Raw genomic sequence first — 16,036 nt, forward strand, 5'->3', positions numbered from 1 at the left:
GTCACTTTTTCGCTTTATCCAAAGCCGCTTTATACAAGTCGCCTTTTTTATAGCCGGTTTCTTTTGCCACCTGTTTGGCCGCGTTGGTGATCGATTCTCCATCCTGCACCATACCGCAAACCATCTCGGCCGCATCCTCAAAAGTCAGCACTGTGGGGGCAGGCTCGGGGGCACCCTCAATCACAAGCACATATTCGCCGCGCGGCGACTTCTCGCGGTACAGCTCCAATGCGCCCGAAAAGGTGGTGCGAATCACCTCTTCATGCAGCTTGGTCAGCTCACGCGCCAATGAAATTTTGCGTTCACCCAATATACTCTGCATATCTTGCAAAGTAGAAATCAGCTTATGCGGCGCCTCGTAAAAAATCAAGGTATGGCGATCATTCCGAATGGATTCCAAATGTTCCAAGCGGTTTTTGCGGTTGGTGGACAGAAACCCCTCAAACGCAAAACGCGATGTAAGCAGCCCCGATACCGCAAGTGCCGAAACCACAGCTGACGGCCCGGGTACGACAACAATCTCCACGCCGCTTTCGGCGCACAGGCGCACCAAATCCTCACCGGGGTCAGAGATGCAGGGCATGCCCGCATCGGTAACGACCGCACAGCTCTCACCCGCCAAAATGCGCCCTGTAATTTGCTCGCTCACCGCACTTTGGCTGTGTTGGTGGTAGCTGATGGTATGCTTTTTTATCTCAAAATGGTTGAGCAGCTTCTGTGTTACGCGCGTGTCCTCCGCCGCAATAAAATCCACCTCGCGCAGTGTCTGTACCGCACGCGAGGTCATATCGCCGAGGTTGCCAATGGGCGTACCAACCACAAATAGTTTTCCTGCCATACCTTGTTCTCCTTTATACTTTTCCGCCTCCGTAAACTTCCAGCAGCTCTTCGCTGAAGCCGTCGCGTCCGCCGCCTGCAATAATAAGCGGCTTTTCTACCTTCAGATACGGTTTTGCACCCTTTTTGCCCTGTACCAAAAACAGCCACGGGGCTAGCCCCTCACGCTGCTGCACAAAGCGGACTAGCTTAGGTTCAATGCCATTTTTACGCATCGCCTCCAGTACATCGAGCAGGCGCTCGGGGCGCTGGCAGATGCACAGACGCCCGCCAAACTTGAGCAGCTTTGACGCTGCCGCGCACACATCGTTAATGTTGCACAGCACCTCATGGCGCGCTATCTGCTCGCTGGTAAGCTCACTTAGAATTCCTGTGTTTGCAATTTTATAGGGCGGGTTACAGGTGACCAAGTCAAACCCCGCCTTGGGCAGCCGCCCGTCAAGCGCTTTTAAATCGGCAAGCACGGGTGTAAGGCTGTCGTGCAGGCCGTTGCGCTCTACTGTAATTTTAAGCTGTTCAATCGCCTTAGGCTGAATATCCACCGCAAATACACGCTGCGGCGGGTTACACCGAAACCACAGCAGTGGGATAATTCCGCAGCCGGTGCCGAGGTCACATGCAACGTCTTTGCGGCGGTGCTGTGCAAAATGGGAAAGTAAAAATGCATCGGTGCCAAACTTATGATCGGGCGTTACACAAATTGAAAGTTCGGCTGTCAGCTGCTCAAAGGTATAGGTAAAGTCCATCCAAAATCTCCTACGCAATTTTGTTTACATCATTAATATTAAAAACTATAGGCATCTAGTCGATGAATGCTGCCATTAGCAAAAGCTGCGGTCAACATTTACAACGGTATAATATTCGGGGTCGATCGCTTTCATTTGATGGGCAATCGCACCCTTGATCTCGTCGTCGGTTTGCTTTGTCTCCACCGGAACGCTGATATCAAAAATAAAATTGGTGAGCGTTCCGCCGCGCACCATGCGAAAATCGTGGATGGTAAATGCAGGGTCAATATCCTGCACCATCTTTAGCGTAAGCGTGCGCATTTCGTTGGTCTTCTCACAGTCTGTTTCAATAGGGTCGAGATGAATCACGATTTCGACATTCAGCTTGGATGCGATTTCACGCTCGGCGCGGTCGATGATATCATGCGAAAGAATAATATCGCTGTGCACCGAAACCTCGGCATGCACCGACGCAAACCGCCTGCTTGGGCCATAGTCGTGTACAATCAGATCATGAATTCCTAAAATTCCGTCATAAGCGAGTATAAGCTCCTGTATTTTTTTTACAAGCTCAGGGTCGGGGTGAACGCCCAGCAGAGGGTTTAGCGTATCTTTTGCAACGCCGTAGCCTGCAAATAGAATCAGCAGTGCCACAACAGTACCCATTACGCCGTCTATTGGCAGGTCAGTAAAACGAGCCGCAATTACCGAAATCAGGGTCACTGTAGTTGCGCATACATCCGATATGCTGTCAACTGAGGTTGCCTCCATTGCCGCTGATCCTATTTTTTTGCCCAGCCGTTTGTTAAAGATACCCATCCACAGCTTTACAAAAATCGACACCACCAAACCAATTACCACAACCACGCTGAACTTCACCGGCTCGGGGTTCAAAATTTTGTGAACCGAGGTTTTTCCAATCTCGACACCGACGAGCAAAATAAAAAATGAAATCAGCAACCCGCTGAGATACTCCATTCTGCCATGCCCAAACGGGTGGTCACGGTCGGCAGGTTTCGATGCCATTTTAAAACCTACCAGCGTTACGATGGAAGAGCCTACGTCAGACAGGTTGTTGAATGCATCTGCGGTAATGGCAATGCTGCTCGAAAGTGAACCTAAAATAAATTTTGTTGTAAACAGTAGTACATTGCATACAATGCCCACAACACTGCTTAGAATGCCATAGCGTTCCCGCACCGAAGCATTTTCGGTATCATCGGCATTTTTTATAAATAGCTTCAGTAATAAGTTTGTCATGCAAGTTCCTCCCGCATGTGTTGGATGCTATGCCTATTGTAATAAGCAAAAGCAAACATTAAATTTGCCGCCCAGGCCGCTTCATATCTTTAAACAGTATACCACAATTGCCATGTTTTTTCCTGCTCTTGCGCCTCGTAATGTAAAAAATGTCAATAAACCTGCTGAATATCTTGAACAAATTATGCGCACAGTAGTCTTTGAGGTGTTGTGTATGAATCGTGTTCGAAATGGCATGCTGCTCTTTTTAATTGGCTGCTGCGGATATTCTTTTATTGAGGTGCTTTGGCGCAAATATACCCACTGGACCATGGCGCTGACCGGCGGCGTTTGTTTTTTATTGTTGCACAACCTGTTTGAGCACTGTAAACGGCTGTGCCTGTGGAAAAAATGTGTGGTAGGCGCACTCTCGATTACCGGTGTAGAGTTTACGGTGGGCTGTGTGGTAAACCGCTGGCTGAAATGGGACGTGTGGGATTACTCGCACATGCGCGGCAACTTGATGGGTCAGGTGTGCCCGCTTTATACTTTTTTATGGACTCTACTGTGCATACCGGTAGCGGGTATCAGCAGCCTGCTCGGCCGTTTTGTACTGCAAAAAAGCTCACCCGCGAAGCTGCTTCACAGGTGAGCCCGGCGCCCTATACACTATGGATGATTGCAGGGGTTTTAATTTGAAGCCGCTGTAAAACCGCTTCATATACAGCTTTAGAGCCGCTCATGTAGATGTCAAAGCTGTGCCCTGCCGTATCATTTAAAAGGCTATGCTCTTTGAGGTAATCGGCAACTGCCCTCGCCTGCTCCAGTGCGGGGTTGATAAACTGTACCCCTGGGGCGACGCATTCAAAGACCTCCCCCACAATGGGGTAGTGCGTACAGCCATAAATGACGTGTTTCACAGGGTGCTGTTCCAGCAGATGGTTCATATGAACGGTAATTTCATCTGTGATTGCCGTCATATCAAACCTGCCACAGTCTACCAGTGCCGCCAAATTGTGGCTTGGTTCACCGTATACGGCAATATCTGCATTGCCATCGTGAATCAGCCGCTCATAACAGCCGGTTTTGATGGTGAGCTCGGTACCAATTACTCCTATACTGGGCAGCTTGTGCTGCACTACATACTGTGCAGCAGGCTTTATTATGCTGAAGATAGGAAACGGATAGTCTTTTTCAAAGCGATGGATCAGCGACGAGGTGGTGTTGCAGGCTACTACCACAGCTTTGATGTCTTTGTTTTGTAAAAAACCGATGGTGCTGCGTGCAATCTCTACAATATTATCTGCGGTACGGTTGCCATATGGGCAGTTCTTGTTGTCTCCAAAATAAACGATATCTTCATTCGGCAGCAGCTGTTCCAGCTCTTTGACAACGGTGAGCCCTCCTACACCGGAATCCAGCACGCCGATTTTTTTACGGTTCTCATTCATGCAAAAACGCTTCCTTTGTTGTTTTTTAAGCGGTTGCCAACAGGGTAACGTTGTTATTGTATCATATGATGCACAAAAATTCTAGAAAAACTGCACGAAAGCTGCCGCTGCTTTACGATTTTGCAGCAAGGTCAAGCAGCTCCAACGGCTTAGACGGGTGGTAATCGGCTTGCATGCCCTCGCACGGTACAGCGCCCCATGTGGCAAGTGCAAACGCCACACCCGCACCCTTGGCACATTGGCAGTCGTAGATTGTATCGCCAATGTAGAGGGCATCCTCCGCTTGTGCACCCGTGCGCCGTAAATATTCCAGCAACGGTGCGGGGCTGGGCTTGTGCTCGGTGGTGTCGCTCGCGGTAATTACCACCTCAAAATAAGGCAGCAGCAGCTTCATGTTAGGGTCATACTCCATCTCAGTGCCCGAGCGCGAGGTGACAATGCCCAACTTTACTCCGCACTGCTTTAGTGCATCCAGCAGCTCTATGATTCCATCAAACGGCTTGGCGGAGTCAATCAAATCGGCGTAGTAGCTGTCCCATTCCGCCAAAATCTCATCACTGCTCTCCATGCCAATCATCGGCAGCACCCTGTGGCTAGGAATACCGAGCGAAAAACGGCATTCCTCCAGCGTTACCTCTCGGTTCTGCCGTGAGAGAATCAGCCTCTGCATAGACTTGAGGCAAACCTCCTCGGTATTGATGAGTGTTCCGTCAATATCAAATACAATGTGGTGGTACATAGTAGAATCCTTTCCGGCAGGTACTGTTCGGCTGTGCTTATCCTGCCTATCGCTTTGTGTCCGTTCTCCCGTCATATCTGTTCCGACGCTAAGGCGTGCAAGTTTTTTAGGTAGGCATACTCCGCTCGCAGCTGCTGAAGCTCTGCCCGCAAATCTTCCTCAACGCGTGAAGCTGCTTGGTGGATTTTCCTTGAATTTTTATTAAAATATAAAAAGCATCTTGTCGCATATTAGCCGGTTTTGAGGTTACAAACCCTCCTCCGCCTGCCGTTTGTACTCCAGCCAGCAGCCGTAGCACACACCAATGTACTTATCGTTGCCGCCAATATCGATCTGCGCGCCCTCCAGCACCATTCTGCCATCGATGACACGCGCATTCACCTCGGCTTTTCTGCCGCATTTGCATACCGATTTAATTTCCGTCAATGAATCTGCAATTTCGAACAGGCGCTTGCTCCCCTCAAACATGACAGTGCGAAAATCGCTTTTCAGCCCAAAGCACAGTACCGGCACCTCATGAATTGCAATTTGCTTGAGCTGCTCAATCTGCTGCGCAGAAAGGAACTGCGCCTCATCTACAATCAGCACATCGTAGTGGTTGCGCTCAAACCATTCGCTTAAATTCATATCAGGCGTAATGACAATTCCCTTACCGATTAGCCCAACGCGGCTTTTTACGATATCTGCGCCATCCCGGTCATCCACGGCGGGCTTCATCAGCCCCACACTGTAGCCCTTTTCTTCATAATTAAATTTGGTCATCAGCGCCTGTGCCGACTTGGAGCTGCCCATCGCACCGTATTTGAAGTAAAGCTTTGGCATACTACAACATCCTCCTATATTTTTAGCGTTACAATGCCCTCGCCTTTTCTAAATGCTCCGCAAAAAGGTCGCAGATCCCATCCAGGCTGCCCAGCCCCTGCAGCAGTACCTCTGTCTGGTAGCCCTTTTGCTCCAAAACCGACTTCCAAGAATCCTCTTCATCGCCTGCCAAGTCATTTTGCGCATGGTCGCCTGCGACAATCATAAACGGCATTAGCCTCACCTTTTTAATCTCGTGCTTCGCTAAGCGGCCCAATACATAGTCGAGGTCAGGGAAGCCCTCAACCGTACCGACATAAACGCGCTCGTACCCAAGTGAACGGAAGCTGTTCTCCAGCTGGCTGTACGCGCCGTTGGCAAAATGGTCGGTACCGTGCCCCATCAGCACTAACGCCTCGTCTTTGGCCGGGGCCGGCACTGTCTGCATCACAACCTTGCAGCAATCAATGTAATCCTGTGCTTCGCTCAACAGCGGTTTGCCAAGTTTTATGCTGGAAAAATGCTGTGCCTGCCCTCCAATTTGTTCGCACATTTTATCGTACTCCACCCCATTGATGACATGGGTGGATTGGCACACTACCTCATCGTAGCCCCGCTGCACAAGACGCAGCAGCAGTTGTTCAGGGTTATCTACCGTAATGCCCTGTGTTTTTTGCAGCTTGCGAATTACCATGCCGGAAGTAAACGCACGAAACAAGTCGTATTCCGGCATTGCCCCGTGCAGGCGCTGCTCAATTTTCTCAATGGCTGCCATAGCATCGGGATAGGTTGTTCCAAAGCTGATAACGACCAGCGCTTTCTTGTTCATGGCAAGTTCCTCCGTGATGACTTTTTATCGTTTAGAAATAACGACATTCTGTTTCATATTATAGCATTTTTTCTGCCTGTTTGAAAGGACAAAAAACACACCCATGGCCAGCCGCCACAGGTGTGTTTTGTTTTGCTTTGTACAAGAGATGATATTTCCTAGATAAGGTCTGCCAGCTGTTCGCCGATGTGAATGAGATCGATGCCTTTGGTAAAGGAAAGACAGGTGCCTGACGGGTAGCGTGTTTTTTCCACCCAGTGCGAGGGAATGGCACCTACACCGTATTTCGCACCCAGAATGGCACCGGCAACCGCACCGATGGTATCCGCATCGCGCGCGAAGTTGCCCGCCACGATAACACCTGTTTTAAAGTCTTTGTGCGCTAATTTGAGCGCAGCAAACGCAGACGGAATTGCCTCCGCAGTGGTGGCCCATGTGCTGGCACGCAGCTCATCATGCAGCGGCATCCATGCATCGATAAGAGAACCATTTGCTTTTTCAATAATTTCAAACGCGAGGTTCATATTGTAATACAGCCATGAATCGGTGGGGATAGGTTTCATCGCAGCTTCGATGATTTCATCCATCGTTCCGTCCACCATAGCAATCGAGACAGCCGCCGCAACCGCTTGTGCACCCCAGATACCGTCTGCATAATGGCTGATGGACGCATCAATTTCTGCCATTGCCGCCGCACGCTCGGGGTCACCCGCGCAGATAACGCCGACAGGCGGAATGCGCATAGCTGTACCGTCACTTAGGTGAAAGGTGCTGTACTTGCCCGATTCAGGCGGACGTAGCCCTCTGCGCAGGTTGTTTGCGGCAGAAATTTCACTTGCCCCACCGCGCTTAAATTCGTCCTGTACCACAACATCCTCAAACCACGCTTTTACTACCTCGTCTGTAGTCAGCTTGCCCTTGCAGCCAATCAATGTTTTGGCGGTAAGCAGTGCAAACTCGGTGTCATCCGTGCTCCATGTAGCACCGCTGTTAAAATCGGTAGTGATGCCATAATTGACGCGGTTATCCTGCATTCTGGAAGCATCGCCAAAGGAATCACCGATGGCAAGCCCGCAGATGCAGCCGACTGCTTTGTTCCTTGCGAGGTTTTTGTCCGCCTTGAGCTGTGCTGTTGTTATCATTACTGTTCCCCTTTTCGTACAAGATTAAAGTTCTTCAATTGTAAGGTTTCCAAAGCTGCTTCTGCCAAGGGCATACATCGCATAACCCGCCATACCATAAGCGTGTGTAGAATCGTCTGCATGCAGAAGTTGTCTTCCGTCTACCCATAATGTCAGCGAGTCGCCTTTTGCAAGCAGCTCCACAGTATACTCCCTGTTGTATTGCCACTCAAACGGGCAGGTAGCGAGCGACTGCATGCCGCTGTTGTTGCAGAGTATTGCCGCGCCGTCTTTCGTAAACCCGGCATAATAGCCGCGAAGCGCGCCTTGTACTCTGGCAGACACCAGATGGCTCACCCCCGTATGGGGCATGATTTTACCGGTAACGCGCACGTCACGCATAAAGTAGCTGCCGGTCATCGCCTCGGCATGCTCCAGGCACATCGCCTGCATCAAGCCGTTTTCAATCTCCCACGCGCCATGGTTGTGTGAAAATGGGGTAATGGAGGCAAACTCTTTTTTCTGCTTGGAGATATCGATGGTGTAGCTTGCCTTGCCTGTAATCGAAAAGTCATCCAGGTACAGGCAGCCGAAGTCTCTGTTTTTTGCGGGGGAATTTGCTTCAAACAGCAGCCCTACTTCATCTGCCATCGCTCCGTCAAGCTGCGGTATGTTAAAGGTAATGTTCTGCCAGCCTTCTTCTTTAATTACCATACCGCCCAACAGAACATCCTGCTTTGTGGTGGAATTGCGCACATAGGGGTTCAGTATGATGCTCTCACCGCTAAAGCGGTCGGCATACACCATCATCGAAACGGTCTGCCCCGGGTAAGCTGTGGGTGAAAACACCGGCATATACCGTTCGTCATCAAAATCGTCACGGCGATAAAACGGCTTGTAGTAGATTTTGCATTTCTGCCCACGCGCCATACGGTCGAACAAAATTTCGGCGGAGCCTGTGCCGCTGTACGCACGTAAGGTGGAGTGGCGCAGCGAACACCCGATTTGATTGGAAAGGCGCAGGTTGTGGGTGGAGCCGGGCAACTCGAAATCGAAGTGGATTTCACCTTCTTTTATGCTGCTTGCAAGCTCTGCGGGTGCCTGCTCGCCTGCAAGGCGGTAGCCCAGCAGCACCAGCTCTTTCGAGTAGGTGGGGATATCCAGAATGTTGAGGTAACCCGATATGCCCGAAAGAACGATGCCGTCGTTGATCGGCTTACGGTAATGGTCGGGGATTCCCTCAAGCCCGCAGGCAACACCCAAAATGGTACCCACATTGCCTGCGTTGCAGTCGGTATCCCATCCGCACATGGTGGCAATCTCTACGGTGCGGGCAAAGTTTTTGCCGTAAAGCATAGCCAGTACGCACACGCCGGCATTGGGGATCATATGGCATACGCCTGTGTATTTGTCGTAGCCCCAGTTTTGCTGCAGATAAGCAAGGCAGGCGCGCCAGTCGTCGGGGGTGTGGCGGTGGAATTCGCGTACCGCCTTTACCACTTTTGCATAGGTACAGTCGGATGGAATCTGTGCGAGGCCCGCATCCAGCAGTTCATCCACATCGGCGGTGTTGTACGCCTCCGCAATACAAGCGGCAATAAATGCACCGCCGTAGATGCCGTTGCCGCCATGCGAAACACTTGCCGCCATAGAGGCATACTCTGCTGCTTTTTTACTGTTGCCGGGGAATACCAGCCCCCAGGTATCGACAAAAATCTGCCCGCCGATCTGCTCTGCCATAATCAGCCCGTTGGTTGCCGCCGAGCCCGACTGAGGTGCCGGCATGCCCGCCTTTAGGTTGAGGTAAGCGGTGTGCTCGGTGCTCACACCGTACCCGCCCCACCAGAACATGCCTACCCCTTCTCTGGAGTAGTTGAGCCATGCGTTTGCAACATCCTGCGGGGTAAGCTCTCTGTCCTTGGCGTCGTCGTATAATGCACGCAAGAAGAATACCGGCCCGTTTGCGTCATCGTCGGCTGCAAAATTTTTAAAATCTTTTACATAGCCGGTAATATCACCGTAAAACCGCTCAATCCGCTCACTCGTCCAGGCGGTTGGTTCTACCGGTGCACCCAAACGGATGCCGACATTCATGCCAATAAAACCCGCGTAGGTTTTTTCAAGATAATTTTTTGGAATCATTTTGCACCTCATAGTTTAGGAGTACCTCCCCCTGTCACCAGAGAGAGGTACCGTTTTTAGGTGGTTAACCCAGCTGTTCTGCTAAATATTCACTGATTTCCTCGCCGCCTGCAGCGTTCCACTTGGTGACAAACTCATCAAAGCTGTCGATACTTTTCACACCGCGGATAATATCGGTGGAATACTCGGTGTACAGCTTATCCATAGCGTCTTTCAGCGGCAGAAGGTCGTCGGGGAGGATGACGTTGGTATCGCCCGCGTAGTATTTGGTTGCCGCCTCAAGAGATGCAACCGCGGGTTCGGTAAGCACTTCGCCGTTTACCGTAGAGGTATCGAGACCTTCTATTGTTGGCCAGAAGCGTGCCCACCACTCGGGGAATTTTTCGGTAAGCTTGAACTTTCCACCCTCGTCGGTGTAATGAACATCCTTAAGACCGAGCTTATCAAGCTTTCTGCCCTCAGTACCCGCCATATACTCCAGTACTGCCCATGCAGCATCCTTTGCCTGAGAATCGGCATTGATTGCAAAGCCGCGCGATTCTTTGGTAACGTCGATGGACTGGTAAGCCTGCGAAACACCTTTGGCTGCAGGCAAAACGGTAAGCTGCGCAGCTGCGCCCTTGGTTTGAACCATCTTGTTGTTGTATACGTTGACTACGTCGCCGGCTGTGCCCGAAACAAAGCCTGCCTGGCCTTCATAGAATGCCTGCTCCATGGTATCCCACTGCTTGGTGACATACTCTTTGTCGAGCAGACCGTCTGCATACAGCTTTGCATAGTAAGCAAGCTTATCTTTTTCTGCCTTGGTTGCTTTGGAGTAAACCCACTTGTCGCCCTCTTTTACGATGGTGGCGGTTACACCGAATGCATGGTTAAATACGCTGTCGAGCTTTAAGATGGTGCCATCGGTGGTGATTGGCCACTCACAGATGCCCTTATCCTTCATCTCTTTGAACATTGCGTAGTAATTATCGGGGGTGGGGTTTTCAAGCAGTGCCTTGCCGCTTTCGAGCGAGCTGAACCAGTCACTTCTCATGACAGGAATCTGCACTCTGGCAGGTGCCAGCCAAAGCAGGTAAGGATAGTTTTTTACAGCCTCGATATTATGCTTTTGCATAATCGATTTTACATTGGTGGAGCCGTCGATATACGAGGTTAGGTCTTCGAGCATGCCCTCCTGTGCGATAGGCAGGTCGCCGCCCTGGAAATAGATGATATCGGGCGAAATCTGGCCGGTACGAAACGCAATGGGGACTACATCGGCATATTTGCCCGCAGGCGCTTCGAGAACCTCAAGCTTTACATAGTTGCCTTCGGCAGCCATGCCGGCCTCAATCTGTTTTACAAGCTCTATTACATTTTCTTCGGTTGGAACAACGTCTTTGCAAAGATAGGTAACGGTTACAGGGGCATCGGGTGTGCCGATTTTGGCAGGCTCAGCTTCCGGTGCCTCGCCGGACGCCGACGGTGTTGACGGTGCGGGGTTTTGCTGCTTAGAGCCGCAGCCTGCAAATAGTGCCAGAACCATGAGTACTGCCAGAATAAGACTGATCGAACGCTTCATCTAAAAATCCTCCTTATATTTTGTGGTTGCTTTTTTTATTCTTTTACTCCTCCACCCATTACGTCCTTGGCATAATACTTTAGAACGATCGGATAGAGCAACAAAATCGGAATAATTGCCACGATAATGGTGGCACCCTTGAGCGCATTGTAGTCAATTCGCGCCAAATCATTGTAGTTGTACAGGTTTTGCTGCCCAACAATCGAGACCGTATCGCCCAAAACCACAAACTGGCGTAAAATTACCTGCAACACCGTATCCTTTGCCTTGGTAAGATAGATGCTCGCCTTGAAGTATTCGTTCCAGCGCACCACCGCGTAGAACATGGTGATGGTTGCAATGCCCGCCTTGGTCAGCGGGAACACGATGGAGAACAGCATCCGCAAATGGCCCGCTCCGTCAATCGTCGCCGCCTCGTAGATAGACGAGGGTACCTCCTCAAAGTAACGCATCATAATAATCAAATAGTAAACATTCACTGCGGTGAGCAGAATAACCGACCATTTGCTGCCCATCAGCCCAAGCTTTTGAATGACGAGATATTCGGGAACCAAACCCGGCTCAAACAGCATCATAAAGATGAGAAAAATCATAATCGGCTTTTTAAATGCAAGATTGGGTCTTGTGAGTACGTAGGCTGCTGTGGTGGTAAGAAGTATGTTGATTGCAGTGCCCACCACGGTGATGACGATTGAGTTCCACAGCGCAGGCATAAGCACAGGGTGACTGAACACAATGCGGTAGTTGATGAGATCAATATCCTTTGGGATGATCTCAAGCCCGCTCATTGTGACAGATGCCTCGGGGCTGGAAAGCGAACGCGCCAATATATTCAGTAGCGGTACGATCATGGTAAGTGTGACAGCACCCAGAATAATCATCAGAACAATTTGAGAAAACGTAAATTTTTTATTCCGCTTCACCTTTACCACACACCCTTTCCTGTTACTTTTTTGGAAAGCAGGTGCGTGCCCAGTACGAGGAACACACCCACAACACCTTTGATCAGGCTTACGGCCGTTGCCAGCGAGTATTGCGCATTTTGAATACCAATGCGGTAAATGTAGGTATCCAGAATATCCACCGCGCTGAGTACCGCGTCGTTTGAGAAGTTGAGCACCTGATCAAAACCGGCGTTGAGGAAAAAGCCAAGATTTAAAATAAACATGGTAATCATTGGGGTAATCAAAGCCGGTAATATAATCGATTTAATGATGTTAATACGGTTGGCGCCGTCGATCTCAGCCGCTTCGTAAAGGCTGGGCGAAATGTTGATGATTGCCGTAAAGTAGAAGATAGAATCCCAACCAATACTTCGCCATGCCTCAGATAACATTAAAATCCAACGAATTTTTGTTTTATCTGTCATAAAATCAACCGCAGGAATATGAAAGATGCCCAGAATCTGATTCACTGCACCGGAGGACGGCGACAATGCCGAAATCCAAATGCCCGCAATTACCACCCACGACAGAAAGTGCGGCAGATAGGAAATGACCTGTACATATTTACGAAATACGCCAACCCGCAGCTCGTTGAGCAAGATAGCAAACAAAACAAAAAACGGGAACAGAATCACATACTTCATAAAGCTGATGATAAGTGTATTGGAAAGAATTTCGCCAAACGCGGAGGTTTTGAAAATCATTTTAAAGTACTTTAGCCCTGCAAAGGTCCACGGCCCCCGTGCCTTGTAGTTGTAAAATGCAAGTCTCATACCAAGGATGGGCCACAGGCGGAAGATGATAAAATATACAATTGTGGGTGCCAGCATCAGGTACAATATTTTGTCCGCACGAACCTGCCGCCATAGTTTTTGTGGGTTCAGCTTCACCTTCGGAGGCTTATTTGATTTTGTGAATGTCATAATACTCCCCCTTTACGGAATCAGAATATCCATGAGTGGGGCGTGCTGCTGCGCGCCGTATACATCACGGTCACAACAGGTACCGGAAGAAACCGCCCTGTTGTAAGTTATTTTAATACCAAGCCCTTTTTCAAAAAATACAATGCCGCAAATATCCTTGGGCTTCAGCTGATAAAGCTTGCAGATATTATCCATATTGATAATTCCACTGTCTGCTACTCTGTGGTAGTTTTCGGGCTTGTCAAACAGCACATCCAGTGTAATTTCAAACGGCCCGCTGTTTTTGCTTCTGAGCACCTTTGCCAAATCAACCAGCTTATCCATCTGCTCCCCCCCTATCTTACACTGTATTCAATGGGGAACAGCGCTTTGCCATTTACTGTTTCCATCAAATGATACACCGAAAATTCGTACACTGCACCAAACTCAACATCGCTCGGCGCAAACGGAAATGCCAGATTACCAGCTGTGGATTTTCTGCCCTCGTAGCCGTAGTGCATAAAGGTAGAACGCACGGCACTGCACAGCGCCGATGCCTCGCTTTGGGTTTGAGCAATCACCTCAAACAGTACCCCAATTTCGTGCCCTGCTGTGTTGTTGGGTTCCAACGCACCCATGACACCGTTTTTTCCGTAGTTGTAAAAGTGAATCTCATAGCGGTCGCGTGGAATCTCGGAGAACTGGTTCATTACGCTGTTTTTCACCAGCTCCTCAACCTCCTCTACCTTTTCTACCAGCAGAGGGTCACGGATGCCCGCAACTACAAAGGTTCTGTACGCGACCCGCCGTGCGCCCTCCAGCTTGATTTGGTACACCGGCGTATTTTTTATGCGGCTGCCGCTTACGCGCACACGCCCGCCGCCGCAATCGGTAAACTCACAGTTTTCCAAATCCAGTATGATGCCGGGGCCGTGCAATATGTAAGGGTGATCTTTTTCATAGAACGTGTGTGCCGCCACGCTTACCGTGGTGCATTTGCGCTCAGGATTGGTGGGGTAAACCTCAAAGCAGTCCTCATACAGCACACCCATCATACAGTCCTTGGTTGTGCCTGGTTCGCAGCAAAGCGCACCGCACTCCAGCACCTTGCCCATGTGGTAGGCAAGCGCTTCGTCAAAACCGGCAGATACCCCCGCCGCTGCAAACGGTGAAGGGTCATATGCCCTGCCGCAAATGATGAGCTGCGCCCCACTCTCCAGTGCTTCGAGGATCGGCTCAATGCCCATCTGTGCCACCACTCCGGTGGTTTGCTCCAGCGCTTCCTCGGTAAGCTCCGGCACGGCATCTCCCAGCGGGGTCACCTTACCCTGCTGCATGCCTTCACGGATAACCGACTTTGGGATATCCGCCCAGATGATTGCCTGTTTTATGTTGGTAAGGTTCTTCTCTGCGAACACCTCGTCAATAATTTCAAGCGTCCACTGTACATGCGACTTACCACCACTGCCGCCTGCCGAACCAATAATCACCGGTATATTATACTGAGCACCCGCTGTAATCAGGCGCTCCAAATCTTTTTTACAAGCCTGCCGGCTCACAATTGCTGTATTGGCACCAAGCTTATGCGGCCCTGCGTCTGTAGAGCCCGCGTCCACTACAATTGCATTCGGCTGGTCTTTCAAGCCATTTTCAAATGATTCTGTCGGAAATCCGTAGCCCAAAATGCCACAGGGTGACAGAATTTTGAAACATTTTTTCATCTCTAGCACTTCCTAACATTTATTCCATATTCTCAACTCTCATATCCACCATGCGCATATGATAGCACACTGCCTGCTTCGCCGCCTCCTTGTCGCGGTTTGCCACTGCTTTTGCAATTGCGGCATGCTCCTCGGCAATTTGGTTGCGCCTTACCTGATCGCGATGACCTTTCACAGCAATTTCATTGATAAGATCATAGTAGGTATCTATAAAATTCATGAAGAAAATGTTTCTGGATGCCTGTGCCAGCTTGTAATGGAAATAATGATCTATCGTATGCTGAGCCTCGTCATTGCCCGCAACTTCCAGCCCCTCAAACAGCTCTTCAATTTCTTCGTCGCTTGCGCGTTCAATCACACGCTCCACCATTTTGCTCTCCAGCGTTTCTCTAAAATCGAGCAGATCGCTGTAGGTCGCTTTTTTCAGAACCTCGTTCACCGATTCATTCATCAGCTTACCCTGTATGTTGTCTTGTATGTAAGTGCCATCCTTGGGCTTTCTGCGGATATAGCCCTGTGCCTGCAGCTGCGTTAAGGCCTCGCGCAAAATTCCCCTGCTTACACCGAACTGCTCTGCGAACAATGTCTCGTTTGGCAGCTTATCGCCCGGCTTTAGGCTGCCTTCGCGCATCATATTTACAATTTGATTGACCACTTTATCTGAAAGTCTGTCGTTACGTACAGGTTTAATCTCCACGCTTACCATCCGTTCCGCCACTGGGGCAAATTCTTTTGTCCATTCATCTATTTGTTTAACAATTTAACTATATACTATCATTCGTCGTCAATATTTGCAATAGTTTGTACTGTATATAATTAATTTTGTACATACATCCCAAATGTTGCAATAAATTTGTGCAAAATGCAGAATTCTGCACTTGCACTTAAGTGCTTTAAATGTATCACGCATATATGCTTTTAAGCGTAAACTGTACCGAGGCAATATGAATCTTAAGTTATATTTAAAATGATTCGTTTTTTTATTGACCTATAATTATTGTACAAAATGAAGGAGAGA

At 49.6% G+C, this 16,036-nt stretch carries 16 protein-coding genes; 1 reads left to right on the top strand and 15 read right to left on the bottom strand.

What is annotated here, in order from left to right:
* Nucleotide 1: 1 nt before the first annotated feature.
* From rsmI to RTV33_RS07915, 3 genes are all read right to left on the bottom strand, one after another.
* Nucleotides 2-838, bottom strand: a complete 837-nt coding sequence (gene rsmI / locus RTV33_RS07905; protein ID WP_312643216.1) for a 16S rRNA (cytidine(1402)-2'-O)-methyltransferase — start codon at nucleotides 836-838, stop codon at nucleotides 2-4.
* A 13-nt stretch (nucleotides 839-851) separates the two neighbouring features.
* On the bottom strand, nucleotides 852-1,583 hold the full coding sequence (locus RTV33_RS07910; protein ID WP_312643217.1) for a methyltransferase: 732 nt from the start codon (nucleotides 1,581-1,583) through the stop codon (nucleotides 852-854).
* A gap of 75 nt (nucleotides 1,584-1,658) precedes the next feature.
* A complete protein-coding gene (locus RTV33_RS07915; protein ID WP_312643219.1) occupies nucleotides 1,659-2,825 on the bottom strand; it encodes a cation diffusion facilitator family transporter in 1,167 nt (388 codons plus the stop codon).
* Between the two features lie 214 nt (nucleotides 2,826-3,039).
* Between RTV33_RS07915 and RTV33_RS07920 the strand changes: the two genes are divergently transcribed.
* Complete coding sequence (locus RTV33_RS07920; RefSeq protein ID WP_312643221.1) at nucleotides 3,040-3,456, top strand: putative ABC transporter permease; 417 nt, start codon at nucleotides 3,040-3,042, stop codon at nucleotides 3,454-3,456.
* A 10-nt stretch (nucleotides 3,457-3,466) separates the two neighbouring features.
* On the opposite strand, the gene murI is transcribed toward RTV33_RS07920, so the two are convergent.
* From murI to RTV33_RS07980, 12 genes are all read right to left on the bottom strand, one after another.
* A complete protein-coding gene (gene murI / locus RTV33_RS07925; RefSeq protein WP_312643223.1) occupies nucleotides 3,467-4,255 on the bottom strand; it encodes a glutamate racemase in 789 nt (262 codons plus the stop codon).
* A gap of 112 nt (nucleotides 4,256-4,367) precedes the next feature.
* Nucleotides 4,368-5,069 carry an HAD-IA family hydrolase gene (locus RTV33_RS07930; RefSeq protein WP_312643225.1) on the bottom strand — a complete coding sequence of 234 codons (702 nt, stop codon included), beginning with the start codon at nucleotides 5,067-5,069 and terminating at the stop codon, nucleotides 4,368-4,370.
* 171 nt (nucleotides 5,070-5,240) lie between these two features.
* Nucleotides 5,241-5,816 carry a thymidine kinase gene (locus RTV33_RS07935; protein ID WP_312643227.1) on the bottom strand — a complete coding sequence of 192 codons (576 nt, stop codon included), beginning with the start codon at nucleotides 5,814-5,816 and terminating at the stop codon, nucleotides 5,241-5,243.
* A 28-nt stretch (nucleotides 5,817-5,844) separates the two neighbouring features.
* Complete coding sequence (locus RTV33_RS07940) at nucleotides 5,845-6,624, bottom strand: sirohydrochlorin cobaltochelatase (RefSeq protein ID WP_312643230.1); 780 nt, start codon at nucleotides 6,622-6,624, stop codon at nucleotides 5,845-5,847.
* Between the two features lie 158 nt (nucleotides 6,625-6,782).
* Nucleotides 6,783-7,766 carry an ADP-ribosylglycohydrolase family protein gene (locus RTV33_RS07945; RefSeq protein ID WP_312643232.1) on the bottom strand — a complete coding sequence of 328 codons (984 nt, stop codon included), beginning with the start codon at nucleotides 7,764-7,766 and terminating at the stop codon, nucleotides 6,783-6,785.
* Between the two features lie 24 nt (nucleotides 7,767-7,790).
* Complete coding sequence (locus tag RTV33_RS07950) at nucleotides 7,791-9,887, bottom strand: ADP-ribosylglycohydrolase family protein (RefSeq protein ID WP_312643234.1); 2,097 nt, start codon at nucleotides 9,885-9,887, stop codon at nucleotides 7,791-7,793.
* 64 nt (nucleotides 9,888-9,951) lie between these two features.
* Entirely contained in the window at nucleotides 9,952-11,451 is a 1,500-nt protein-coding gene (locus RTV33_RS07955) for an extracellular solute-binding protein (protein ID WP_312643236.1), read from the bottom strand.
* A gap of 35 nt (nucleotides 11,452-11,486) precedes the next feature.
* Nucleotides 11,487-12,374 carry a carbohydrate ABC transporter permease gene (locus tag RTV33_RS07960; RefSeq protein ID WP_312643238.1) on the bottom strand — a complete coding sequence of 296 codons (888 nt, stop codon included), beginning with the start codon at nucleotides 12,372-12,374 and terminating at the stop codon, nucleotides 11,487-11,489.
* Nucleotides 12,375-12,376: 2 nt separating this feature from the next.
* Nucleotides 12,377-13,318, bottom strand: coding sequence for an ABC transporter permease subunit (locus RTV33_RS07965; RefSeq protein WP_312643240.1), 942 nt, complete (start codon nucleotides 13,316-13,318; stop codon nucleotides 12,377-12,379).
* A gap of 12 nt (nucleotides 13,319-13,330) precedes the next feature.
* Complete coding sequence (locus RTV33_RS07970; RefSeq protein ID WP_312643242.1) at nucleotides 13,331-13,642, bottom strand: DUF4387 domain-containing protein; 312 nt, start codon at nucleotides 13,640-13,642, stop codon at nucleotides 13,331-13,333.
* 11 nt (nucleotides 13,643-13,653) lie between these two features.
* Nucleotides 13,654-15,018 (bottom strand): acyclic terpene utilization AtuA family protein, encoded by a 1,365-nt coding sequence (locus tag RTV33_RS07975; protein WP_312643243.1) that lies wholly within the window; start codon nucleotides 15,016-15,018, stop codon nucleotides 13,654-13,656.
* Nucleotides 15,019-15,037: 19 nt separating this feature from the next.
* Nucleotides 15,038-15,715 (bottom strand): FadR/GntR family transcriptional regulator, encoded by a 678-nt coding sequence (locus RTV33_RS07980; RefSeq protein ID WP_312643245.1) that lies wholly within the window; start codon nucleotides 15,713-15,715, stop codon nucleotides 15,038-15,040.
* Nucleotides 15,716-16,036: the final 321 nt, after the last annotated feature.

Origin of the sequence: Hydrogenoanaerobacterium sp., from assembly GCF_032017025.1 — a bacterium.
Classification (GTDB): Bacteria; Bacillota; Clostridia; order Oscillospirales; family Ruminococcaceae; genus Hydrogenoanaerobacterium.

Bases quoted from the DNA above. Each gene is read 5' to 3' on its own strand.
- RTV33_RS07955 (WP_312643236.1), bottom strand. From the start codon at position 11,451: ATGAAGCGTTCGATCAGTCTTATTCTGGCAGTACTCATGGTTCTGGCA.
- RTV33_RS07910 (WP_312643217.1), bottom strand. From the start codon at position 1,583: ATGGACTTTACCTATACCTTTGAGCAGCTGACAGCCGAACTTTCAATT.
- RTV33_RS07950 (WP_312643234.1), bottom strand. From the start codon at position 9,887: ATGATTCCAAAAAATTATCTTGAAAAAACCTACGCGGGTTTTATTGGC.
- rsmI (WP_312643216.1), bottom strand. From the start codon at position 838: ATGGCAGGAAAACTATTTGTGGTTGGTACGCCCATTGGCAACCTCGGC.
- RTV33_RS07930 (WP_312643225.1), bottom strand. From the start codon at position 5,069: ATGACGGGAGAACGGACACAAAGCGATAGGCAGGATAAGCACAGCCGA.
- RTV33_RS07945 (WP_312643232.1), bottom strand. From the start codon at position 7,766: ATGATAACAACAGCACAGCTCAAGGCGGACAAAAACCTCGCAAGGAAC.
- RTV33_RS07975 (WP_312643243.1), bottom strand. From the start codon at position 15,018: ATGAAAAAATGTTTCAAAATTCTGTCACCCTGTGGCATTTTGGGCTAC.
- RTV33_RS07915 (WP_312643219.1), bottom strand. From the start codon at position 2,825: ATGACAAACTTATTACTGAAGCTATTTATAAAAAATGCCGATGATACC.
- RTV33_RS07920 (WP_312643221.1), top strand. From the start codon at position 3,040: ATGAATCGTGTTCGAAATGGCATGCTGCTCTTTTTAATTGGCTGCTGC.
- RTV33_RS07935 (WP_312643227.1), bottom strand. From the start codon at position 5,816: ATGCCAAAGCTTTACTTCAAATACGGTGCGATGGGCAGCTCCAAGTCG.
- RTV33_RS07970 (WP_312643242.1), bottom strand. From the start codon at position 13,642: ATGGATAAGCTGGTTGATTTGGCAAAGGTGCTCAGAAGCAAAAACAGC.
- RTV33_RS07965 (WP_312643240.1), bottom strand. From the start codon at position 13,318: ATGACATTCACAAAATCAAATAAGCCTCCGAAGGTGAAGCTGAACCCA.
- RTV33_RS07940 (WP_312643230.1), bottom strand. From the start codon at position 6,624: ATGAACAAGAAAGCGCTGGTCGTTATCAGCTTTGGAACAACCTATCCC.
- murI (WP_312643223.1), bottom strand. From the start codon at position 4,255: ATGAATGAGAACCGTAAAAAAATCGGCGTGCTGGATTCCGGTGTAGGA.